Source organism: Gryllotalpicola kribbensis, assembly GCF_039538245.1.
Taxonomy (GTDB): domain Bacteria; phylum Actinomycetota; class Actinomycetes; order Actinomycetales; family Microbacteriaceae; genus Gryllotalpicola; species Gryllotalpicola kribbensis.
The window spans coordinates 13746-35595 of sequence record NZ_BAABBX010000003.1; the positions used below are offsets into that span (position 1 = coordinate 13746).

General features: G+C 70.5%; 19 protein-coding genes. 12 read left to right on the forward strand and 7 right to left on the reverse strand.

Annotation, left to right across the window (positions count from 1 at the left end):
• The first annotated feature begins 18 nt into the window (after positions 1–18).
• A complete protein-coding gene (gene katG / locus ABD716_RS02195; protein ID WP_344773343.1) occupies positions 19–2283 on the forward strand; it encodes a catalase/peroxidase HPI in 2265 nt (754 codons plus the stop codon).
• An 88-nt stretch (positions 2284–2371) separates the two neighbouring features.
• Here the strand turns inward: katG and ABD716_RS02200 are convergent, their stop codons facing one another.
• Entirely contained in the window at positions 2372–2632 is a 261-nt protein-coding gene (locus ABD716_RS02200; protein ID WP_344773345.1) for a DUF6458 family protein, read from the reverse strand.
• Positions 2633–2738: 106 nt separating this feature from the next.
• Between ABD716_RS02200 and ABD716_RS02205 the strand changes: the two genes are divergently transcribed.
• The 3 genes from ABD716_RS02205 to ABD716_RS02215 are packed head-to-tail and all read left to right on the forward strand — an operon-like array spanning position 2739 to position 7365.
• Positions 2739–4151, forward strand: a complete 1413-nt coding sequence (locus ABD716_RS02205) for a magnesium chelatase ATPase subunit I (RefSeq protein ID WP_344773347.1) — start codon at positions 2739–2741, stop codon at positions 4149–4151.
• On the forward strand, positions 4144–6165 hold the full coding sequence (locus ABD716_RS02210; protein WP_344773349.1) for a vWA domain-containing protein: 2022 nt from the start codon (positions 4144–4146) through the stop codon (positions 6163–6165). Before ABD716_RS02205 ends, ABD716_RS02210 begins: the two co-directional genes overlap by 8 nt.
• Before the next feature lie 21 nt (positions 6166–6186).
• Entirely contained in the window at positions 6187–7365 is a 1179-nt protein-coding gene (locus ABD716_RS02215) for an SLC13 family permease (RefSeq protein WP_344773351.1), read from the forward strand.
• Here the strand turns inward: ABD716_RS02215 and ABD716_RS02220 are convergent.
• Positions 7352–8890 (reverse strand): molybdopterin-dependent oxidoreductase, encoded by a 1539-nt coding sequence (locus ABD716_RS02220; RefSeq protein WP_344773353.1) that lies wholly within the window; start codon positions 8888–8890, stop codon positions 7352–7354. The two genes, ABD716_RS02215 and ABD716_RS02220, sit on opposite strands and share 14 nt — an antisense overlap.
• Positions 8891–8899: 9 nt before the next feature.
• Entirely contained in the window at positions 8900–10012 is a 1113-nt protein-coding gene (locus tag ABD716_RS02225) for a glycosyltransferase (RefSeq protein ID WP_344773355.1), read from the reverse strand.
• A gap of 81 nt (positions 10013–10093) precedes the next feature.
• Between ABD716_RS02225 and ABD716_RS02230 the strand changes: the two genes are divergently transcribed.
• Entirely contained in the window at positions 10094–10927 is an 834-nt protein-coding gene (locus ABD716_RS02230; RefSeq protein ID WP_344773357.1) for an alpha/beta fold hydrolase, read from the forward strand.
• Between the two features lie 45 nt (positions 10928–10972).
• Positions 10973–11311: a DUF7882 family protein gene (locus tag ABD716_RS02235; protein ID WP_344773358.1), complete on the forward strand. Its 339-nt coding sequence runs from the start codon at positions 10973–10975 to the stop codon at positions 11309–11311.
• On the opposite strand, the gene ABD716_RS02240 is transcribed toward ABD716_RS02235, so the two are convergent.
• The gene (locus ABD716_RS02240) at positions 11298–12773 is read right to left on the reverse strand and encodes a helix-turn-helix domain-containing protein (RefSeq protein ID WP_344773359.1); all 1476 of its coding nucleotides are present in this window, start codon (positions 12771–12773) and stop codon (positions 11298–11300) included. The two genes, ABD716_RS02235 and ABD716_RS02240, sit on opposite strands and share 14 nt — an antisense overlap.
• Positions 12774–12908: 135 nt before the next feature.
• Between ABD716_RS02240 and aceA the strand changes: the two genes are divergently transcribed.
• Together aceA and aceB are read left to right on the forward strand one after the other, a co-directional pair.
• Complete coding sequence (gene aceA / locus ABD716_RS02245) at positions 12909–14240, forward strand: isocitrate lyase (protein ID WP_344773361.1); 1332 nt, start codon at positions 12909–12911, stop codon at positions 14238–14240.
• A 25-nt stretch (positions 14241–14265) separates the two neighbouring features.
• Positions 14266–15900 carry a malate synthase A gene (gene aceB / locus ABD716_RS02250; protein ID WP_344773363.1) on the forward strand — a complete coding sequence of 545 codons (1635 nt, stop codon included), beginning with the start codon at positions 14266–14268 and terminating at the stop codon, positions 15898–15900.
• Between the two features lie 6 nt (positions 15901–15906).
• On the opposite strand, the gene ABD716_RS02255 is transcribed toward aceB, so the two are convergent.
• Positions 15907–16395 carry an FBP domain-containing protein gene (locus tag ABD716_RS02255; RefSeq protein WP_344773364.1) on the reverse strand — a complete coding sequence of 163 codons (489 nt, stop codon included), beginning with the start codon at positions 16393–16395 and terminating at the stop codon, positions 15907–15909.
• A 19-nt stretch (positions 16396–16414) separates the two neighbouring features.
• Here ABD716_RS02255 and ABD716_RS02260 point away from each other — a divergent pair, with 19 nt between their 5' ends.
• Both ABD716_RS02260 and ABD716_RS02265 read left to right on the forward strand, forming a co-directional pair.
• On the forward strand, positions 16415–17833 hold the full coding sequence (locus tag ABD716_RS02260; protein ID WP_344773366.1) for a purine-cytosine permease family protein: 1419 nt from the start codon (positions 16415–16417) through the stop codon (positions 17831–17833).
• Entirely contained in the window at positions 17833–18372 is a 540-nt protein-coding gene (locus ABD716_RS02265) for a cysteine hydrolase family protein (protein ID WP_344773368.1), read from the forward strand. Before ABD716_RS02260 ends, ABD716_RS02265 begins: the two co-directional genes overlap by 1 nt.
• Here the strand turns inward: ABD716_RS02265 and ABD716_RS02270 are convergent.
• Entirely contained in the window at positions 18324–18941 is a 618-nt protein-coding gene (locus ABD716_RS02270; protein WP_344773370.1) for an antibiotic biosynthesis monooxygenase, read from the reverse strand. The two genes, ABD716_RS02265 and ABD716_RS02270, sit on opposite strands and share 49 nt — an antisense overlap.
• A 55-nt stretch (positions 18942–18996) precedes the next feature.
• Between ABD716_RS02270 and ABD716_RS02275 the strand changes: the two genes are divergently transcribed.
• A complete protein-coding gene (locus ABD716_RS02275; protein WP_344773372.1) occupies positions 18997–19917 on the forward strand; it encodes an LLM class F420-dependent oxidoreductase in 921 nt (306 codons plus the stop codon).
• Between the two features lie 11 nt (positions 19918–19928).
• The gene (gene panD / locus ABD716_RS02280; protein ID WP_344773374.1) at positions 19929–20342 is read left to right on the forward strand and encodes an aspartate 1-decarboxylase; all 414 of its coding nucleotides are present in this window, start codon (positions 19929–19931) and stop codon (positions 20340–20342) included.
• Positions 20343–20351: 9 nt separating this feature from the next.
• Here the strand turns inward: panD and ABD716_RS02285 are convergent, their stop codons facing one another.
• The gene (locus tag ABD716_RS02285; protein WP_344773376.1) at positions 20352–21779 is read right to left on the reverse strand and encodes an NAD(P)/FAD-dependent oxidoreductase; all 1428 of its coding nucleotides are present in this window, start codon (positions 21777–21779) and stop codon (positions 20352–20354) included.
• Between the last annotated feature and the right edge of the window lie 71 nt (positions 21780–21850).

The window sequence follows — 21850 nt, forward strand, 5'->3', positions numbered from 1 at the left end:
ACTCCTGGAAGGAACACCATGTCCGACCCTCACGAGCACGGCGTCTTCACGACCGACGGTGCACAGCAGCCGACGGCCCCGGTCGTCGACGAGCCCGGAACCGCCGGTGTCGGCGAGTCCATCGGCGCCGAGTGCCCGGTGCCCCACGGCCAGCGCGCGCCGCACCCCACCAGCGGCTCCGCGAACCACGGCTGGTGGCCCGACCGCCTGAACCTCAAGCTGCTCGCCAAGAACCAGCCGATCCTCAACCCCTACGGCGAGGAGTTCGACTACGCCGAGGCGTTCAAGACGCTCGATCTCGCCGCGGTCAAGGCCGACATCGCCGAGGTGCTCACCACCTCGCAGCCCTGGTGGCCGGCCGACTTCGGCAACTACGGCCCGCTGATCATCCGCATGGCGTGGCACAGCGCCGGCACCTACCGCGTGCAGGACGGCCGCGGCGGCGGCGGTACGGGGCAGCAGCGCTTCGCTCCGCTGAACTCGTGGCCCGACAACGTGAGCCTCGACAAGGCGCGTCGCCTGCTGTGGCCCGTGAAGAAGAAGTACGGCAAGAGCCTGTCGTGGGCCGACCTCATGATCCTCGCCGGCAACGTCGCCCTCGAGGAGATGGGCTTCAAGACCTTCGGCTTCGCCGGCGGCCGTGTCGACGCGTGGGAGCCCGATGACGACGTCTACTGGGGCCCCGAGACGACGTGGCTCGACGACCAGCGGTACCACGGCGACCGCGAGCTCGAGGACCCGCTCGCCGCGGTGCAGATGGGCCTGATCTACGTGAACCCCGAAGGGCCGAACGGGAACCCCGACCCGGTGGCATCCGCTCGCGACATCCGCGAGACGTTCAAGCGGATGGCGATGAACGACGAGGAGACCGTCGCGCTGATCGCCGGCGGCCACACCTTCGGCAAGACCCACGGCAACGCGCCCGCCGACGCGCCCGGCCCGAACCCCGAGGCCGCGCCGTTCGAGCAGCAGGGCCTCGGCTGGAAGAGCGACTACAAGTCGGGCGTCGGCATCGACGCGATCACCTCAGGCCTCGAGGTCACCTGGACGTACCACCCGACCCGCTGGGACAACGAGTTCTTCCACATCCTCTACGGCTACGAGTGGGAGCTGATGGAGTCGCCGGCCGGCGCCCACCAGTGGCGGCCGAAGAACAACGGCGGCGCCGACCTCGTGCCCGAGTCGTTCGGCGACGGCAAGCGCGAGCCGCGCATGCTGACCTCCGACCTGGCGCTGCGCTTCGACCCCGAGTACGACAAGATCTCGCGGCGCTTCAAGGACGACCAGGATGCCTTCGCCGATGCCTTCGCCCGCGCGTGGTTCAAGCTGACCCACCGCGACATGGGGCCGATCGCCCGGTACCTCGGGCCCGAGGTACCCAGCGAGGAGCTCATCTGGCAGGACCGCGTGCAGCGGCCTGAGGGCATCCTCACGGACGCCGACATCGCGTCGCTCAAGACCGCGATCGCCGAGTCGGGCCTCACGGTGCAGCAGCTCGTGACGACGGCGTGGGCATCCGCCTCGACGTTCCGCGGCAGCGACAAGCGCGGCGGCGCCAACGGCGCGCGCATCGCCCTCGAGCCGCAGAAGTCGTGGCAGGTGAACAACCCCGAGCAGCTCGCCCTGGTGCTCGCCAAGCTGCGCGAGATCAAGAACGCGTCGAGCGCGCCCGTTTCGCTCGCCGACCTGATCGTGCTCGCGGGCAATGTGGGCGTCGAGCAGGCGGCTCGTTCCGCGGGCTACGAGATCGAGGTCGGGTTCACCCAGGGTCGCGGCGACGCGACGCAGGAGCAGACCGACGTCGAGTCGTTCCGCTACCTCGAGCCCAAGCAGGACGGCTTCCGCAACTACTTCGGTGTCCAGTCCGTGCTTCCCGAGGAGCACGTCTTCGTCGACAAGGCGAACCTGCTCACCCTGTCGGCGCCCGAGGCGACGGTTCTCGTCGGCGGCCTGCGCGCCATCGGGGCCAACTGGGACGGCTCGAACATCGGCGTCTTCACCGATCGCCCCGGTCAGCTGACGAACGACTTCTTCGTCACGCTGCTCGACCTCGGCACCTCGTGGACGCCGCTCGACGAGGGCGGCCACGCCTACCGCGGGACCACGGCGTCGGGCAAGACGATCATCGGCTCGCGCATCGACCTGCTGTTCGGCGCGAACTCCGAGCTGCGCGCCGTCGCCGAGGCCTATGCCACCGACGACGCCGGCGAGCTGTTCGTGCGCGACTTCGCCGCCGCGTGGCAGAAGGTCATGGAGCTCGACCGCTTCGACGTCAAGAAGTAGCACTTACAACTAGTTCCCGTTCCGGACGGCGGCGCCCGCGGCTGCGGGCGCGCATGTCCGGAACGGGAACTAGTTCTGTCGGGGGGCTCTAGACGAACGGGTCGTCGCGGTCGACCGTGTTGCGCTGCACGCGCTCGCCGGTGGCGGGGTCGGTGTAGCCGCGGCTCGTCGTGACGGTGCGATTGCGCCGCGTGGCGATGAGGATGATGCCGAGGATGATCCCCACGGCGCCCGCCACCATCAGGATGTAGCCGACGATCGTCAAGTCCACCCAGGCCAGCTGCACGTGCACGGCGAACGCGAGGATCGCGCCGATCACGAAGAGGACGATTCCTGTTCCGAGACTCATGCGCTGCCGGTTCCCGCCCGCCATCGGATTCATGCGCGCGGGCTCGCAGATGAGCAGTTCGTTACGAGTCCTGACGGATGTCGCAGGCCGGGGTTAGCCTGCAGAAATGACGGACGCAGCGCCGACCGCAACGACGGCCGCACCGACCATTTCCACCCTTGGCGAGCTCCGTGCGAGCGGCCATCAGAGCAAACCCCTGCGCACCGAGCTGCGCGACAATCTGCTGGCCAAACTGCGCGCGGGCGAGAATCCGTGGCCGGGCCTGCACGGCTTCGAGGCCACCGTGATCCCGCAGCTCGAGCGCGCGCTCATCGCCGGCCACGACATCGTTCTGCTGGGCGAGCGCGGGCAGGGCAAGACGCGGCTGCTGCGCACCATCGGCGGCCTGCTCGACGAGTGGACGCCCGTGATCGCGGGCTCCGAGCTCGGCGAGCACCCGTACGAGCCCATCACGCACGAGTCGCAGCGCCGCGCCGCCGAGCTCGGCGACGCGCTGCCCGTGGCCTGGCGGCACCGCAGCGAGCGCTACGTCGAGAAGCTCGCCACGCCCGACACGAGCGTGGCCGACCTGATCGGCGACGTCGACCCGATGAAGGTGGCCGAGGGGCGCTCGCTCGGCGACCCCGAGACGATCCACTTCGGTCTCATTCCCCGCAGCCATCGCGGCATCGTGGCGATCAACGAGCTGCCCGACCTCGCCGAGCGCATCCAGGTGTCGATGCTCAACGTGATGGAGGAGCGCGACATCCAGATCCGCGGCTACGTGCTGCGCCTTCCGCTCGACGTGCTCGTCGTCGCCTCGGCCAACCCCGAGGACTACACGAACCGCGGCCGCATCATCACGCCCCTGAAGGACCGCTTCGGCGCCGAGATCCGCACCCACTACCCGCGTCGGCTCGACGCTGAGATGGCCGTCATCCGACAAGAGGCCGAACTGGTCGCCGACGTGCCCGACCACCTCATCGAGATCCTCGCCCGCTTCACCCGCGCGCTGCGCGAGTCGACCTCGGTCGATCAGCGCAGCGGCGTGAGCGCCCGGTTCGCGATCGCGGGCGCCGAGACGATCGCGGCATCCGCCCTGCATCGCGCAGCGGCACACGGCGAGACCGACGCCACCGCCCGTGTCGTCGATCTGCAGACCGCCGTCGACGTGCTGGGCGGCAAGATCGAGTTCGAGACCGGCGAAGAGGGGCGCGAGGGCGACGTGCTGACCCACCTGCTGCGCACGGCGACCGCAGACACGGTGCGCGAGCACTTCCGCGGCATCGACTTCGGGCCGCTTGTCGACGCGATCGAGACGGGGGCGATGGTCGTCACGGGCGAGGCGGTGACGGCGCGCGACTTCCTGGCGGGGCTGCCGCGGCTCGGGGAATCCGAGCTGTACGACGAGGTCGGCCGCCGACTCGGCGCGGGAAGCGAGGGCGAGCGCGCGGCGGTGATCGAGCTCGCGCTCGAGGGCCTGTACCTCGCCCGGAAGATCGGCAAGGACACCGACGGAAGTGAGACGGTCTATGGCTGAGTCGCACCGCGCCCGCTTCCAGCGCTACAGCGGCGGCGACCCTCTGGCGCCCCCGGTCGACATCGCCGAGGCGCTCGACAAGATCGGCGAGCAGGTGATGGCCGGCTACTCGGCCGAGCGCGCGATGCGCGAATACCTGCGCCGCGGCGGCGAGGGGCGCACGGGGCTCGATGACCTGGGGCGCCGCGTGTCCGAGCGGCGTCGCGAGCTGCTGCAGCGCCACAAGCTCGACGGCACGCTGAACGAGATCAGGCAGCTGCTCGACCGGGCGGTGCTCGAAGAGCGCAAGCAGCTCGCCCGCGATGTCGACCTCGACGACATCGAGCGCTCGTTCGCCGAGACGCGGCTCGAGAACCTGCCCGCGTCGACCTCGGCCGCCGTCAACGAGCTGCGCGACTACGAGTGGCGCTCGAGCCAGGCGCGCGCCGACTACGAGCAGATCAAGAACCTGCTCGGCCGTGAGCTGCTCGATCAGCGCTTCGGCGGCATGAAACAAGCGCTCGAGAACGTGACGGATGCCGACCGCGAGGCCGTCGGCGAGATGCTGAACGACCTCAACGAGCTGCTCGAGAAGCATGCGCGCGGCGAAGACACCGCGGCGGACTTCGCCGACTTCATGGCCAAGCACGGGGCGTTCTTCCCCGAGAACCCGCAGAACGTCGATGAACTCATCGACGCGCTCGCGGCGCGGTCGGCTGCGGCTCAGCGCATGCTCAACTCGATGACCGAGGAGCAGCGGCAGGAGCTCTTCGAGCTCTCGGCGCAGGCCTTCGGCTCGCCGCAGCTCATGCAGCAGCTCGCGCGGCTCGATCAGAGCCTGCAGGCGCTGCGCCCCGGTGAGGACTGGTCGGGCTCCGAGCGGTTCGACGGCGACCAGCCGCTGGGGCTCGGCGAGGGCGCGGGTGTCATGCAGGACCTCGCCGATCTCGACGAGCTCTCGGAACAGCTCTCCCAGTCGTACGAGGGCGCCCGCATGGACGACATCGATCTCGACAAGCTCGCCAGGCAGCTCGGCGACCAGGCCGCGGTCGACGCGCACACGCTGCGCGAGCTCGAGCGCGCGCTGCGGCGCGACGGCACCCTGCGGCGCGACTCGGCGGGTCGGCTGCAGCTGACGCCGAAGGCGATGAGGCAGCTCGGCAAGACCCTGCTCAAGGACATCGCGAAGCGGATGTCTGCGCGGCAGGGCCAGCGCGAGCTGCGCCAGGCCGGAGCGGCGGGCGACCTCTCCGGTGCGACCCGCCCGTGGGCGTTCGGCGACACCGAGCCGTGGGACATTCCGCGCACGGTGCTCAACGGCGTCCGCCGGCGCGCGGGCGAGCCGCCCGCACCCGGTTCGCGGCTCATCGGCATCGACGACATCGAGGTGGCCGAGACCGAGGCGCGCACCCAGGCCGCCGTCGCCCTGCTCGCCGACACGTCGTTCTCGATGGAGATCGACGGCCGGTGGGTGCCGATGAAGCGAACCGCGCTCGCGCTGCACACCCTCATCAAGAGCAGGTTCCGCGGCGACGAGCTGCAGCTGATCGGCTTCGGCCGGCACGCCGAGGTGATGGACATCGAGGAGCTCACGGCTCTCGAGGCGAGCTGGGCGAAGGGCACGAACCTGCACCACGCGCTGCTGCTCGCGAATCGGCACTTCCGCAAGCACCCGAGCGCCCAGCCCGTGCTGCTGATCGTGACCGACGGCGAGCCGACCTCGCACCTCGAGTCCGACGGCGAGGTGCGGTTCTCGTACCCGCCCCACCCGGTGACGATCGCCTACACGGTGCGCGAGCTCGAGAACTCGATGCGGCTCGGAGCCCAGATCACCTTCTTCCGCCTCGGCGACGACCCGAGCCTGGCCCGCTTCGTCGACAGCATGGCGGCGCGGGTCGACGGCAAGGTCGTCGCGCCCGAGAACGACGAGCTCGGGGCCGCGGTCGTCGACTCGTACCTCGGCTCTCGCGCGTGGCAGTCGCCGAGCGGCGGCGACTGGTCGAGCTGGGGCCGGGGTGGTCTCTGGGCCGACTGAGAACGCACTAGCGTCGATGGTGTGACCCGAGCGCAGCGCACCGCCCTGTTCGGCGCGGTGCTGCTCGCCTGCGGCGCGATCGCGCTGGCGACGGGGCTGCTTCCCCTGACGGATGCCGCGGCGCTCGGCATCCGCGTCTGGCCGATCCTCCTCTTCGTCATCGCGATCACCGTCGTCGCCGAGCTCGCCGCGGCCGCGGGGCTGTTCGACTGGGTAGCGGCGCTCGCCGCGCGCTGGGGGCGCGGCCGCGGCTGGCTGCTCTGGCTGCTCGTGGCCGCGATCGCGGTCGTCAGCACGGTGTTCCTGTCTCTCGACACGACCGCCGTGCTGCTCACCCCGATCGTCGTGGTGCTCGCGCGGCGCGTGGGGCTCAACCCGCTGCCCTTTGCGCTCACGACGGTGTGGATCGCGAACACCGGCTCACTGCTGCTACCCGTCTCGAACCTCACCAACCTGCTGGCGGAGCAGCATCTCGGCGGCATCGGGCCGGCGGCGTTCGCGGCGGCGGCGTGGCCGGCGCAGCTCGTCGGCGTGCTGGCTCCGCTGGCGTTCGTGGCCGTGCTGTTCCGGCGCGAGCTGTCGCGGCGCTATGACGAGCCGGGCCCCGTGCGGGTGGCCGACGCGCGCCTCACCTTGATCTCGGGAGTCGTGCTGGTGCTGCTGATCGGCGGCCTCGTCTCGGGCATCGCCGTCTGGATTCCCGCCTGCGCTGCCGCGCTCGTGCTGATCGGCGCCTTCGCCGTGCTGCGGCGCGACGAGCTGAGTGTGCAGCTGCTGCCGTGGCCGACGGTCGTGCTGGTGTGCGGCCTGTTCCTGGCGGTCGCGGCGCTGGATTCCGCCGGGCTGCGCACCCTGCTCGTGCACCTCGTGCCGGCCGGCGATGGGCTGCCGGCGCTTCTCGGCGTCGCCGCGATCGGCGGCGTCGCAGCCAACGTCACCAACAACCTGCCGGCCTACCTGGCCGTCGAGCCGGCCGTCCACGGCCTTCTGCCGGGTCTCGCGCTGCTCATCGGGGTGAACGCAGGCCCCCTCGTCACCCCGTGGGCCTCGCTCGCCACCCTGCTGTGGCACGAGCGCCTGCAGCGGCTCGACGTCGGGGTGCGCTGGGGGCGATTCGTGCTCTACGGCGCGGTTCTCGCGCCCGTCACCGTCGTGCTCGGGGTACTCGCGCTCTGGGCCGTCGCGGTCACGCCACGGTGACCTCGGTCGTGTGCCACCCCGTGGCGCCGTCGGGCAGCACGTCTGAGACGCCCGAGGTCTGCTGCACGCCGTCGGCGTTCGTGGCGCGCACCCGCAGCTGGTGATCGCCCGGTGTGGCGTTCCACCCCCAGCGCCACTGCACCCACGTGTCCGCATTGACGGCGCGCGCGAGCTCTGCCTCGTGCCAGGGTCCGTCGTCGACCTGCACCTCGACCTTCGAGATGCCGACGTGCTGCTGCCACGCGACCCCGGCGATCCACTGATGCCCGGCGGTAATGGTGCGCCCCGGCCGCGGCACGTCGATGCGCGAGGACTGCTTCACCGGCGCCTTCTCGGCCCACCCCTGCGTCACCCAGTAGCCCTGCTCGTCGGCGAAGCGCGTCACCTTGAGGTCGACGACCCACTTCGTGGCCGACACGTAGCCGTACAGTCCCGGCACCACGAGCCGCGCCGGGAATCCGCGTGCGAAGGGCAGCGGCTCGCCGTTCATGCCGATCGCGAGCAGCGCCGCGCGATCGGGGTCGGTCATCGCGTCGAGCGGCGTCGCCGCCGTGTAGCCGTCGAAGCTCTCGGAATAGACCATGTCGGCATCGCCCGTGACCCCGGCGCGCTCGAGCAGCAGCCGCACGGGGTAGCCGAGCCACTTGGCCGTGCTGATCAGGGGGCCGCCGACCTCGTTCGAGACGCAGGCGAGCGTGATGTAGTGCTCCTCCATCGGCAGCTCGTTCAGCTCGGCCCAGCTGAGCGTGAACGGGTGCTCGACCATGCCGTGAACGCGCAGCGACCACTGCTCGGGGTCGAGCTGGGGGATCACGAGCTCGACGTCGGTGCGATAGAACTTCGCGTTCGGTGTGATCACGGGCGTGATGCCGGGCACGTCGAGGGACGCGGCGGCGGGCACCGGCGGCGCGGATGCCGCAGGCCGCGGCAGCCGGAACGCGGCGCGCGCATTCGCCGCCGCGCTCGCGGCGCGGGTGGCGAGCTGGCCGCCAAGCGTCGCGACGAGGCCCAGGGCGGCTGCCCCCACCGACCACGACAGGAAGCTGCGGCGCGAAGGAGCCGTCTGCGCGCGCAGGGGTTCGGCAGGGGGCATCCGCCGCACCAGGAACGCAAGCGCCCACGCGCCGACGACGCCCGTGACGGCGGCCGGCAGCGCAGCGAGCGGCGTCGCGTCGGCGCGCGACAGCGCGGCGGCGACGCCGAGCGCCGCTCCGGCCAGCACGATCGCCCGGCCGAGCCATGGCCTGCGCACCTCGAGCACGCCCGCGAGCACGGCCAGCACCGCGATCACAACGGCCAGCACGACGAACAGGAACGCCTTGTCACCGTGGCCGAAGACCCTGATGACGGCCTCTTTCATGGCGCCCGGCGTCAGGTCGATCACGGCCGAGCCGACGACCACCAGGGGGCTGAAGGCGCGGGCGGCGATCGCGGCGACGAGGCCGCCGGCGCCGAGCCCGAGCAGCACGGCGGCCACTCCCGCCAACGCGGGCCGCCACTGCCGTCGCCCGCCGCTGCTGCTCACGCGATCACGCTAAGCCCGCGTGCTTTGAACCTCGTCCGAATCCTCGCCGACGAGCTGCTTGTAGACGACCCGCTCGTGGTACGTGTACCGCAGCAGGAAGCCGATCAGCAACAGGACGCCCTGCGTCAGAACGGTGTGATTGTGCAGGTGCAGCAGCTCGACGGCGGCCCAGAGCACGAAGGTGCGCACCGCCGACTCGATCGCGTTGAACCCGGCCGAATGGCCGAAGCGCCACCACAGCTTTCGAGCGCCCGCCCGCAGGTCGTGGTACAGGAAGTGCTCCTGGGCGATGAAGTTCCCGACGATCGTGATCACCGCCGCCGCGATCGCCGCCTCGAGATAGGTCCAGCCGGCCTTCTGCAGCGCCCACATGATCACGAGGTTCGCGACGCCGCCGATGAAGCCGATGAGCGCGAAGCCCGGCATCCGCCCGATGCGCAGCTCGACGATCTGGCGGGTCAGGCGCCACACCTGCTTGACGTCGGCCTTCGACTCGCCGCCGCCGCGCGGGGCGAGGATGGCGGGCACCTCGGCGAGCTTCATCTGCTTCCTGCACAGGATCTCGAGCAGGATCTTGAACCCGCGGGGCTTCAGCACCGAGAGGTCGATGGCATCGAGCCGCACGGCGAAGAAGCCCGACATGGGGTCGGTCGAGTTCCGCAGCTTGCGGGGGAAGAGCAGCTTCGTGATGCCGTTGCCGAAGTGCGAGAGGAAGACGCGCAGGCCGTCGGAGAGGCCCTCGGCCGAGCCGCCCTCGAGGAAGCGCGAGCCCGCGACGACCTCGGCGTCGCCTGCGAGCGCCGTGTCGATGAGCCCGGGCAGCATCTCGGGCGGGTGCTGCAGGTCGCCGTCCATGACGACCGCCCAGCGCCCGCTGGCGACGCGGAAGCCCTCGAGCACCGCGCCGCCGAGGCCGTCGACGGGAACCTCGCGGTGGATCAGCCTGACCGGGATCGAGTGGCGGGACGCCACCTGCTCGATGACCCGGGGCGTGTCGTCGGTGGAATCGTCGACGAAGACGATCTCGACCGCGCGCCGCCCGACGGCGGCTTCGGTACGGGTGACAAGTTCTTCGACGTTCAACGACTCGTTGAAGGTCGGCACGATGATGGTGACGTCCATGATTGCTCAGACGACGTTATCCCGCCTGGCGCTGAGAAAGCGCACAGGCGGCGCAAGACACGACTGATCGGAGGGCCGACGATGACGGATGTCGCACAGTCGCTCACCCTGCCCGACGGGCGCCGCGTGAGCTTCTTCGACACGGGCGGAAGCCCGCAGCGCGTTCTGGTCTGGCACTCGGGAACGCCCCACACGGGCCGCGTGATCGCGCCGGTGCGCGCCGCGGCCGCGCGCGCCGGAGTCCGCGTCGTCTCGGTCGCGCGTCCCGGTTACGGCGGGTCGACACGCCTGGTCGGCCGCAGCGTGGCGGATGCCGCACGCGACGTCGTCGCCGTGCTCGACGAGCTCGGCATCGAGCGGTTCGCCACGGTGGGCGCCTCGGGCGGGGGCCCGCACGCGCTGGCGCTCGCGGCGCTCACGGGGGAGCGGGCGGCGGGCGTCGCGACCTTCGCCGCGGTCGCGCCCTACCGCGCGAACGACCCTGACTGGTTCGCCGGCATGGCCGACCCGCGCGCGCTCCGCGCGGCGACAGAGGGGCTTTCGGCGCGGGCGCGCTTCGCCGAGACCGCGGAGTTCGACCCCGGCGTGTTCACCGACGCCGACTGGGTGGCGCTCCGGGCCGACTGGGCCGAGCTCGGCGCTGATGCGCAGGCCGGGGCAGCGCAGGCCGACGGCGGCGAGATCGACGACGACTGCGCGTACGTCTTCGACTGGGGCGCCGACCTCGCACGGCTCAGCGCCCACGTTCTGATCGTGCAGGGCGAGCAGGACCGCGTCATCCCGGCAGGCCATGCGACGCGCCTGCTGCGCACTCTGCCCGATGCCACCTCGTGGTGGCTCGCGGAAGACGGCCACGTCTCTGCGCTGCGCGCCCTGCCGCTCGCGATCGACTGGCTCGTCGAACACGGCCTGTAACCAGCTCTTCACACCGCCGGCGGGGATCCGTGGGATGCTGGCCACGTGGGGTACCTGGTTTACGGAAGCGGCGCGGAGTACGAAGTCGAGGACCGCGCCCTCGCCCACCTCAAGATCGCGATCGTCGCGAAGCTGCGGCTGCAGGAGTCGTTCTTGATCAACGTGACGGTGCCACCCGAGCGCGGTTCCGGCCGCATCAGCCTCTGGGTCTCGCCCGCGATTCCGCTCGAGTTCCGCTTCTCGGGCAGCAAGCCGCCCGAGCTCAACCGCGTCTGGATCGATGCGCTGACGCGCTCCTCGCACGGGGTGCGCGGCATGGTCGTCATGAGCGAGCACGAGGCCGCCGACTACCTCAAGGCCGCCGGCGGCGTCAGCGGCCCGTAGCAGCCCCGTCGCCGACCGCGGCCTCGGCGCCTTCCGGCGCGTGCCTGTCCAAGAACTCGTACACCGCGACGCGGTCGACGCCGGTGAAGGTGCCCGTCGGCATGGCGGCGAGCAGCGACGAGTTGAGGCGGGCGCTCGGCCAGGCGTTCTCCTTCCAGCGCGCGGCGAGCCGGGCATCCGGCGTGCGGCAGCAGTCCGGGTCGGGGCAGCCCGAGCTGAGCCGCACCGGGGTGTCGCGGCCACGGAACCACTTCGCGTACGCGAACTTCGTGCCGACCGAGACCGAGAAGTCCCCATTCGCCGCCGACTCGATCTTCGAGGTGCACCAGTACGAGCCGACGGGCTTGTCGGTGTACTGGTGGTACGGCGACAGGCGATCGTCGCGCTCGAAGACCTGCCGGGCACTCCAGTAGCGGCACACCTGCTGGCCCTCGACCGACCCGAGCGCGTCGGTCGGGAACAGCACGTCGTCGTTCTCGTACGCCTTCGAGATCGCGCCGGAGGAGTGCACCTTGAGGAAGTGGACCGGAATGCCGAGGTGCCTGGTCGCGAGGTTCGTGAAGCGGTGCGCCGCCGTCTCGTAGGAGACCGCGAAGGCGTCTCGCAGGTCCTCGACCGAGAGCTCGCGCGCCTTCTTCGCCGCATCGAGGAACTCGACCGCGCTGCTCTCGGGAATGAGCAGCGCGCCGGCCAGGTAGTTCGTCTCGACGCGCTGCCGCAGCAGCTCGCCGTAGTCGTGCGGCTCCGGGCGGCCGAGCACATGCGCCGCGAGGGCCTGCAGCAGCGCGGTGCGCGGGTCGGTGCCCGACTGCTTGATCGGCAGATAGATGCGGCCGTTCTCGCGGTCGGTCACGCTGCGCGTCGACGACGGCAGGTCGTGCACGTAGTGCAGGGTGAAGCCGAGATGCGCGGCCAGCTCGCCCGTCGCGCGCTGCGACAGCGGGCCGCCGCGGTGCCCGATGGCCGCCAACAGCTCGCGCGCCGCCCGCTCGAGGTCGGCGTAGTAGTTGTTGCGCGCACGCTGCTCGAGCCGGAGCTCGGTGTTGGCGCGCCGGGCCTCCTCCGGGGTCGCCGCGCGCTCCGTGTGCAACCGCTCGAGCTCACCGTGCAGCGCGAGGATCGTCTCGATCGCCTCGTCAGAGAGCGTCTTGCGCAGCGGCAGCGGCGCGAGCCCCAGTGAGGCGAACAACGGCCCGCGCTGCGCGCGCTCCAGCGCGATCTCGAGCCCGGCGCGCTTCGAGGGCGGCTCGCTCGACAGCAGGGCGTCGACCTCGACCCCTAACGCCTCTGCCAATCGGTTCACCTCGCCGAGCTTGAGCTCGCGCTTGCCGTTTTCGATGACCGAGAGCTGACTCGGGGCGCGGTCGATGGCCGCAGCGAGCGATTCGAGCGTGAGCCCGCGCTCGCCGCGGAGCTGGCGGATGCGTCGACCGATGGTGAGCGTGTCCATGCCTCTCATCATGAGCGCCGGCGAGGCATCCGCGGAGCTTCTATTGCGCAGAAAAAACGCGAAATTTCTGCATTCGGATGCCTTCACGGGCGTTTTCTCGCGGGTGAAGCTCGTCTCAGGCAGCACACCTACGTCGAAGGAGACGACATGTTCAACTCTGAGCTCGGGACGAGCGGAATCCGCCCCGGCGACCAGACCCAGACCGCGATCGACCTTGAGGCCGAGTGGGCGACCGACCCGCGCTGGTCCAACGTCACCCGCGACTACACCGCCGACGATGTCATCGCGTTGCGCGGCCCCGTCCGTGAGGAGAGCACCCTCGCCCTGCGCGGGGCTCAGCGCCTCTGGCAGCTCATCGAGAAGAGCGGCGAGGACCCGTCGTACTGGGTGGCGGCGCTCGGCGCCCTCACCGGGAACCAGGCGGTGCAGCAGGTGAAGGCCGGCCTCGACGCCATCTACCTCTCCGGGTGGCAGGTCGCCGCCGACGCCAACCTCGCCGGCCAGACCTACCCCGACCAGAGCCTCTACCCGGCCAACTCGGTGCCCGCGGTCGTGCGCCGCATCAACAACGCGCTGCTGCGCTCGGCGCAGATCGAGTTCAGCGAGACCGGTGAGGCGAGCCGCGAGTGGGCGGTGCCGATCGTCGCCGACGCCGAGGCCGGCTTCGGCGGCCCGCTGAACGCCTACGAGCTCATGCAGGCGATGATCCAGGCGGGCGCCGCGGGCGTCCACTGGGAGGACCAGCTCGCGAGCGAGAAGAAATGCGGCCACATGGGCGGCAAGGTGCTCGTGCCGACCTCGCAGCACATCCGCACGCTCAACGCCGCGCGACTGGCGGCCGATGTGGCCGGCGTGCCGTCGGTCATCATCGCGCGCACGGATGCCCTCGCGGCGACTCTCTTGACGAGCGACGTCGACGAGCGGGACCGCGAGTTCCTCACGGGCGCCCGCACGGCAGAGGGCTTCTACGAGGTCGAGAACGGCATCCGCCCCGTCATCGGGCGCGGGCTCGCCTACGCGCCGTACGCCGACCTGCTGTGGGTCGAGTCGAGCAAGCCCGACCTCGAGCTCGCGCGCACCTTCGCCGAGGCGATCCACGACATCTACCCCGACCAGAAGCTGGCGTACAACTGCTCGCCGAGCTTCAACTGGCGCGCACATCTCAGCGACGACCAGATCGCGGCGTTCCAGCGCGAGCTGTCGGCGATGGGCTACGCGTTCCAGTTCATCACCCTCGCCGGGTTCCACGCGCTCAACCACTCGATGTTCGATCTCGCGCTCGGCTACAGGGACCGGCAGATGTCGGCATACGTCGAGCTGCAGGAAGCGGAGTTCGCGGCCGAGAAGAACGGCTACACCGCCACCAAGCACCAGGCCGAAGTGGGCACCGGCTACTTCGACCGCATCGCGACGGCGCTCAACCCGACCGCCTCGACCCTCGCTCTCGTGGGCTCCACCGAGTCCGAGCAGTTCCACTGAGCCCCGTCATCGAACGGAGAAGATCATGACCAGCCACCTCGAATTCACCGGCGAGCAGGCCGAGCGACAGGGCGAGATCCTGACGCCGGAGGCGCTCGCCTTCCTCACCCAGCTGCACAAGGTGTTCGCGGGCCGCCGCTCCGAGCGGATCCGCGAACGCCGCATCCGCGTCGACGACATCGGCCGCGGCATCGACCCCGAGTTCCCGCCGGAGACGCGCCGGGTCCGCGAGGACCCCGACTGGCGCGTCGCGGGTGCGGGCCCCGGCCTTGAGGACCGCCGCGTCGAGATCACCGGGCCGGCATCCGATCGCAAGATGACGGTCAACGCGCTGAACTCGGGCGCCAGGGTGTGGCTCGCCGACGCCGAGGACGCGTCGTCGCCCACCTGGCCCAACGTCGTCGCCGTGCAGACGAACCTGTTCGACGCGATCCGCCGCCGGATCGACTTCACGACGCCGGAGGGCAAGGAATACCGGCTCGGCGAGACGACCCCGACGATCGTATTCCGCCCGCGCGGGTGGCACCTCAAAGAGAACCACCTCAGGTTCGTCGATCACCCGGGCGCCGCCGCGCCGGCATCCGCGTCGCTCGTCGACTTCGGCCTCTACGTGTTCCACAACGCGCGCGAGCTGATCGCCCGCGGCACGGGGCCCTACCTGTACCTGCCGAAGATCGAGAACCGCTTCGAGGCGCGGCTGTGGGACGACGTGTTCACCTTCACAGAGAACGCGCTCGGCCTCGAGCACGGCACGATCCGCGCGACGGTGCTGATCGAGACCATCACGGCGGCGTTCGAGCTGGAGGAGATCCTCTACGAGCTGCGCGACCACTGCGCGGGCCTCAATGCGGGTCGCTGGGACTACATCTTCAGCGTCATCAAGAACTTCCGCGACCGCGGGCCGGCCTTCGTGCTGCCCGACCGCGCGCAGGTGACCATGACGGTGCCGTTCATGCGGGCCTACACCGAGCTGCTCGTCGCGACCTGCCACAAGCGGGGCGCCTTCGCGATCGGGGGAATGAGCGCCTTCATTCCGAGCCGGAAGGACCCCGAGGCGAACGCGCGGGCCTTCGAGCAGGTCTCGGCTGACAAGGGGCGCGAGGCCGACGACGGCTTCGACGGCTCGTGGGTCGCCCACCCCGACCTCGTGCCGGTGGCGCGCGCCCAGTTCGACCGGGTGCTGGGGGAGAGGCCGAACCAGCTCGACCGCCTGCGCGAGGACGTGCACGTCGAGGCATCCCAATTGATCGATCTGCGGATTCCCGGGGCGACGGTCACAGACCAGGGGGTGCGCACCAACGTGTCGGTCGGGCTGCGCTACATCGAGAGCTGGCTGCGCGGGAACGGCGCGGCCGCGATCGACAACCTCATGGAGGATGCGGCGACGGCCGAGATCAGCCGCTCGCAGCTGTGGCAGTGGATCCGGCAGGGCGTCGTCACCGCCGAGGGAACGCCCGTGACGGCCGAGCTCGTCGAGAGCGTGCTCGACGACGTGCTCGCGGAGCTGCCCGCCTTCGACGGCGACCGCTACGCGGAGGCGGCGCGCGTGTTCGCCGACGTCACCCTGGGCAGCGAGTTCCCGCTGTTCCTCACGACCGGCGCATACGCCGACTACCTCGCGGGGGACGCCCGCACGGCGTCGGTGCCGGTCGCGGCGTAGTCGCGGCTACGCGGTCTTCATCACGTTGCCCGTGAAGCTCCTGACCCGCTGCAGCAGCTCGGCCCCACGACGGGCGATCAGCTGCGGCGGGTTCAGGTGCGGCGGCTGCCGGCGGATGAGCAGCGAGCAGGCCAGGTCCTCGCAGATGTACGTGCCGAGGGTGTTGCCGTTGCGGCCGGCCTCGCCCGCGCGCGGCGTCGAGAACAGCCGCACCTGTGTCGCCGGCTGCGGCGAGTGGCAGAACGAGCACATGGCGGCGATGCCGGCGCGCATCGACCCGCTCGCGGCGCGCACCACGATGCCGACCGGCCGCTCTTCGGTGTCATCCCAGTGCACGAGGTAGCCGAGCTGCGCGGCCTGCCCGTCGCGCCAGCCGAGGAACTCCCTGTCCTCCCAGATGGTCTCGTGCAGCCCCGGCATGGGCAGCCGCTCGAGCTGGTCTTCTGTCGCGTTCACGAACGCGCCGCGGATGTCTTCCTCGGTCAGAGGCCTCATGGTGTGCCAGCTTAACCACATGACCAATTCCACCGACGCCGCACCGTCGGGCCTGGGCGTCGAGCTCAACGCGCTCAACCCGATTCCCGAGTCCGAGCGCAAGGGCCGCCCGGCGACGCTGTTCTGGCCGTGGTTCGGGGCCAACGTGTCCGTGCTGGGGCTCAGCTACGGCGCCTTCCTGCTCGGCTTCGGCGTCTCGTTCTGGCAGGCGACCGTCGTCGGCATCATCGGCATCGTCGTCTCCTTCCTGTTCTGCGGCTTCATCTCGCTCGCAGGCAAGCGCGGCTCTGCGCCGACGATGGTGCTCTCGCGCGCTGCGTTCGGCGTCGACGGCAACCGCCTGTCGGCCGTGCTGTCGTGGGTGCTCACCGTGGGGTGGGAGACCATCCTCGTCGCGACCGCGGTGTTCTCGACCAGTGAGGTGTTCAAGCTGCTCGGCTGGGGTGGCGGCACGGGCACCCAGGTCGTCGCTCTGATCGTCGTCGTGCTGCTCGTCGTCGCCGCCGGCGTCTACGGCTTCGACCTGATCATGCGCCTGCAGGTCTGGATCACGGTCATCACCGGCGTGCTCACGGTCGTCTACTTCGTGCTCGTGCTGCCGCACATCGACTTCGGCGCGGTCGCCGCCCTGCCTGCCGGCTCGGCCGCGGCCGTCATCGGCGGCTTCGTGTTCATGATGACGGGCTTCGGCCTCGGCTGGGTGAACGCCGCCGCCGACTACTCGCGGTACCTGCCGCGGAAGGCATCCGGCCCCGGCATCGTGTTCTGGACCACCTTCGGCGGTGCGCTCGCGCCCGTCGTGCTGCTCGTCTTCGGCGTGCTGCTGGCGGGCTCGTCGCCCAAGCTCAACGAGGCGGTCGGCGCCTACTCGGTCGGCGGCCTCGCGACGATCGCGCCGACGTGGTTCCTGATCCCGTTCCTCATCGTGGCCGCGCTCGGCCTGATCGGCGGCGCCGCGCTCGACATCTACTCCTCAGGTCTCGCACTTCTGGCCGTGGGTGCGCGGATGCCCCGCTACGCCGCCGCCCTCGTCGACGGCGTGATCATGACGCTCGGCGCGATCTACATCGTCTTCTTCGCCCAGGACTTCAGCGGCCCGTTCCAGAACTTCCTGATCACCCTCGGGGTGCCGATCGCCGCGTGGGCGGGCGTGATGCTCGCGGACATCCTGCTGCGCCGCCGCGACTACGCCCAGGACGAGCTCTACGAGCCCCGCGGCCGCTACGGCCGCGTGAACTGGGTCGCGATCGGGCTCGTCGTCGTCGGCACCGCGGTCGGCTGGGGCCTCGTCGTCACCTTCCCCTGGATGGGCTACCTGCTCGGCGGCGCGAAGGCGAACTGGGGCGGCGCCAACCTCGGCGTGCTCGCCGCTCTGGTGATCGGGTTCGTGGGCACCATCGCGAATCCGCGCCGGGTCGCCACGCAGGAGGGACGCTGATGCGAGCGGATGCCTGGCTCGTCGTCGTCGACATGCAGAACGTCTTCGCGCAGGGCTCGCCGTGGGCGTCACCCGACTACGCGACCGCGAGTGCGGGCATCCGTCGCCTCATGCCCGCGTTCGGCGAGCGCGTGGTCTTCACGCGCTACGTCGCACCGGCGCAGCCGCGCGGCGCCTGGGTCGACTACTTCGAGCAGTGGCCCTTCGCGCTGGTGCCGCGCGAAGACCCGCTCTACGCCTTCACGCCCGAGATCGCGCCGGGCAGGCATCCGGTCGTCACGTGCGAGACATTCGGGAAATGGGGCCTCGAGCTCAAGGCCGCGCTGCACGGCGCGAGCGAGATCGTGCTCACGGGCGTCTCGACCGATTGCTGTGTCATCTCGACCGCGCTGCCCGCGGCCGACGACGGCGTGCACGTGATCGTGCCGACGGATGCCTGCGCGGGGGCGTCCGCCGCAGACCACCAGCGTGCGCTCGACGCGATGGCGCTCTACGCGCCCCTGATCGAGCTCGCGACCGTGGACGGCCTTCTCGGCTGAGCGGTCAGCCATGGCTTCAGCCAGCCGGTGACCAGCGGCAGCACGAACGGCACCATGATCGGGCAGAGGATCGCCGTCGAGATCAGGCAGCGCAGCCAGATCGGCAGCAGCCCGAAGCTCGGCCACAGCCACGAGATCACGTAGGTGAAGGCCGTGTTCACCGGGAAGAAGCCGCACCAGATGGCGATCGTCTGCTTCCACGGCGGGGGAGTCTGCGCTTCGCCGGCATGAGGTGCGTCGAACCACCCCTCGATGCCGGTGCGGCGCTCGGTGCGCTGGTGCACGACGAGGTCGCGGCCCCGCTCGAGCCACTCGGCGCGCTCGGCCGAGTTCTCCCAGGCGTCGAGACGCGCACGGTCGGCGAAGCGGTAGAGCATGTGCCAGTCCTCGCCGTCGGCGGTGCCGCGCACCCAGCCCGAGCCGAGGAAGCCGTCGTAGCGGTTGGCGAGGTTGACGCCGGCCTGCACCCAGCGCGTCGCCTCTGGGATGTTCTCGGGCTTGACGAGGCGGGTGATGCTGACGGTGATGGGTAGGTCGTCAGGGCTTGCGGTGCGCTCTTGTGGAGACATGCTTCGAGGCTAGGCGGCCTATGTTTCGAGATCGGGTCGCGCATAGGCTCTGAACGTGGACTTCCGGATCTTCATCGAGCCCCAGCAGGGCGCCTCCTACGAAACCCAGCTCAACGTGGCGCAGAAGGCCGAGGCGCTCGGCTATGACGCGCTCTTCCGCAGCGACCACTTCCTCGCGATGGCGGGCGACGGTCTTCCCGGTCCGACCGACTCGTGGGTCACCCTCGGCGCGCTCGCCCGCGAGACCTCGAAGATCCGCCTCGGCACGCTCGTGACCTCAGCGACGTTCCGCCACCCGGGGCTGCTCGCGGTGCAGGTGGCGCAGGTCGACGAGATGTCCGGCGGCCGCGTCGAGCTCGGTCTCGGCGCGGGCTGGTTCCAGCGCGAGCACGAGGCCTACGGCGTGCCGTTCCCCGCGAAGAAGTTCGGGCCGTTCGCCGAGCAGCTCGAGGTGATCACGGGCCTGTGGAACACCCCCGTCGGCGAGAGCTACTCGTTCTCGGGCGAGCACTACACGATCGTCGATTCGCCGGCACTGCCGAAACCGGTGCAGAGCCCCGTGCCGATCATCATCGGCGGCAGCGGCGCCAAGCGCACGCCCGAGCTCGCCGTCAGGTACGCGAGCGAGTACAACACCAACTTCACGGCGGATGCTGCGCTCAAGACCAACGTCGAGCGGGTGCGCGCCACGGCCGAGGCGGCGGGCCGCGACCCCGAGTCGCTCGTGTACTCGGTCGCGCGCACCCTCGCTGTTGGGCAGACCGAAGCCGAGGCATCCGCCCTCGCGCAGCGCATCGGCCGCGACCCTCAGGAGCTCGCCGAATCCGGCTGGTACGGCAGCCCGCAGCAGCTCGTCGACGCGATCGGCCGACTCAGCGAGTTCGGCATCAGCCGCGTCTACCTGCAGCTGTGGGACATCGCAGAGCTCGACCAGCTCGACCTCGTCGCCGCGGAGGTCATGCCGCACTTCGCGTAGCCTTGACCGTCGTGTTGAGAACGATGCTGGCGGCCAAGATCCATCGCGCGACGGTCACGCATGCGGACCTCCACTACGTCGGGTCGATCACCGTGGACGCAGACCTGCTCGACGCAGCAGGAATCCTGCCGGGCGAGCAGGTCTCGGTGGTCGACGTCACGAACGGCGCGCGGCTCGAGACCTACACGATCTCGGGGCAGCGGGGCAGCGGAGTCGTCGGCATCAACGGGGCGGCCGCGCACCTCGTGCACCCCGGCGACGTCGTCATTCTCATCGCCTACGGCCAGATGACGACGGAGGAGGCGCTGGCCTTCGAGCCGCGCATCGTGCACGTCGACGCCGACAATCGCATCATCGCCGTGGGGGACGACCCGGCGGCGGCGCTCGGCGAGGGCGTGCTCGCGCCGCCCTTCGCGCAGCGCTGAGCGGCGCCGTCAGCTGTCGAACCCGAGTCCCACCGCGTCGAGGGTCTTGAGCAGCAGGTTGCGGCGCCCCTCGTGGTGGTCGGCGCGGTTCATGGCCCAGCGGGTCGCCGCGATGCCGGCTGCCGCGAACGGCTCGGGCGGGAACGGTAACGGCTTGCGCCGCACCATCTCGAGCTCGGTGCGCTCGGTCTCGAGCCCGGCGAGCCGGTCGAGCAGCACCTCGGCGGCGAAGTGGGTCGCGCCGACGCCGAGGCCGGTGAAGCCGGCCGCCGTCGCGACCCGGCCGCCGAGATCGAGGCCGAAGAACGCGCAGAACTGGCTCGACGTGTCGATCGCCCCCGCCCAGCGGTGCGAGAACCGCAGACCCTCGAGCTGCGGGAACGTCGTGAAGAAGTGCGAGGCGAGGGTGCGGAAGGTCTCGTCGCGCTCCTCGTAGGACGCACGCACCTCGCGACCGAAGTGATACACCGCGTCGTAGCCGCCGAACAGGATGCGGTCGTCGGCGGTCAGCCGGTAGTAGTGGAACTGGTTCGCGAGATCCGCCATGCCCTGCCGCCCCCGCCAGCCGATCGAGGCGAGCTGCTGGGCCGACAGCGGCTCGGTCATGAGCACGTAGTCGTACACCGGCACGGTGTAGAGGCGGTAGCGCTTGAGCAGAGCGGGGAAGGCGTTGGTCGCGAGCACCACCTGGCCGGCTCGCACCCCGGCGCGAGCGGTGGTCAGCACGATCGCCCCGTTCTCGTCCCGCAGCGCATCGACGTGGGAGTTCTCGAACACCTCGACTCCGAGCGCTGCCGCGGCTCGGGCGAGTTCCTTCGCGAGCTTCGCGGGGTGCACGAGCGCGGTGTCCCTGTGCAGGCGGCCGCCGAGGTAGGTGGGCGAGTCGACTTCCGCGCGCACGGCTGCCCGGTCGAGGAATCCCTCGACCTCCGGCTCCAGCCACGCGAGCTGGTGCTCTTCGACCGCGACGTCGATCGAGCCGGTGCGCTCCCACTCGCAGTCGAGGCCGAGCTCGGCGACCGAGCGCGCGATCGCGTCGAGGTTCTCGAACCCGAGACGGGTGAGTGCGTCGAGCTCTTTCGGCCAGCGGTTCTCGCCGTTCACCTCGCCGTGCGTGAGGCTCGGCTCGCAGAACCCGCCGTTGCGGCCGGAGGCGGCCCAGCCGACGGTCTGCCCCTCGAGCAGAACGACGCGCGCCGCAGGGTTGCGCTGCTTCGCCTTGATGGCCGACCACAGGCCGAGGTAGCCGCCGCCCACGACCGCGAGGTCGGCCGACAGCCACGCAGTCAGCGTCGGGTACGCTGTGCCATCACCCGCGTCGTCGAGCCAGAACACCCGGTGCTCCGTGTTCTCGAGTGCGTGCGAGATCACCGTCGGCTCTGGGGCCTGACGTTCGAAGACGATGTCATTGCCCCGGCCGAACAATGGATTCCGCATGCCACCCGACCCTATTTGTCACGATTTCGTTGTCAAGCTCAGCTCGATGTATTGGAACCGTAACAAACGCA

Coding starts and splice junctions, on each gene's coding strand:
- katG (WP_344773343.1), top strand. CDS start 19: ATGTCCGACCCTCACGAGCACGGCGTCTTCACGACCGACGGTGCACAG.
- ABD716_RS02200 (WP_344773345.1), bottom strand. CDS start 2,632: ATGAGTCTCGGAACAGGAATCGTCCTCTTCGTGATCGGCGCGATCCTC.
- ABD716_RS02205 (WP_344773347.1), top strand. CDS start 2,739: ATGACGGACGCAGCGCCGACCGCAACGACGGCCGCACCGACCATTTCC.
- ABD716_RS02210 (WP_344773349.1), top strand. CDS start 4,144: ATGGCTGAGTCGCACCGCGCCCGCTTCCAGCGCTACAGCGGCGGCGAC.
- ABD716_RS02225 (WP_344773355.1), bottom strand. CDS start 10,012: ATGGACGTCACCATCATCGTGCCGACCTTCAACGAGTCGTTGAACGTC.
- ABD716_RS02230 (WP_344773357.1), top strand. CDS start 10,094: ATGACGGATGTCGCACAGTCGCTCACCCTGCCCGACGGGCGCCGCGTG.
- ABD716_RS02240 (WP_344773359.1), bottom strand. CDS start 12,773: ATGATGAGAGGCATGGACACGCTCACCATCGGTCGACGCATCCGCCAG.
- aceA (WP_344773361.1), top strand. CDS start 12,909: ATGTTCAACTCTGAGCTCGGGACGAGCGGAATCCGCCCCGGCGACCAG.
- aceB (WP_344773363.1), top strand. CDS start 14,266: ATGACCAGCCACCTCGAATTCACCGGCGAGCAGGCCGAGCGACAGGGC.
- ABD716_RS02255 (WP_344773364.1), bottom strand. CDS start 16,395: ATGAGGCCTCTGACCGAGGAAGACATCCGCGGCGCGTTCGTGAACGCG.
- ABD716_RS02260 (WP_344773366.1), top strand. CDS start 16,415: ATGACCAATTCCACCGACGCCGCACCGTCGGGCCTGGGCGTCGAGCTC.
- ABD716_RS02265 (WP_344773368.1), top strand. CDS start 17,833: ATGCGAGCGGATGCCTGGCTCGTCGTCGTCGACATGCAGAACGTCTTC.
- ABD716_RS02270 (WP_344773370.1), bottom strand. CDS start 18,941: ATGTCTCCACAAGAGCGCACCGCAAGCCCTGACGACCTACCCATCACC.
- ABD716_RS02285 (WP_344773376.1), bottom strand. CDS start 21,779: ATGCGGAATCCATTGTTCGGCCGGGGCAATGACATCGTCTTCGAACGT.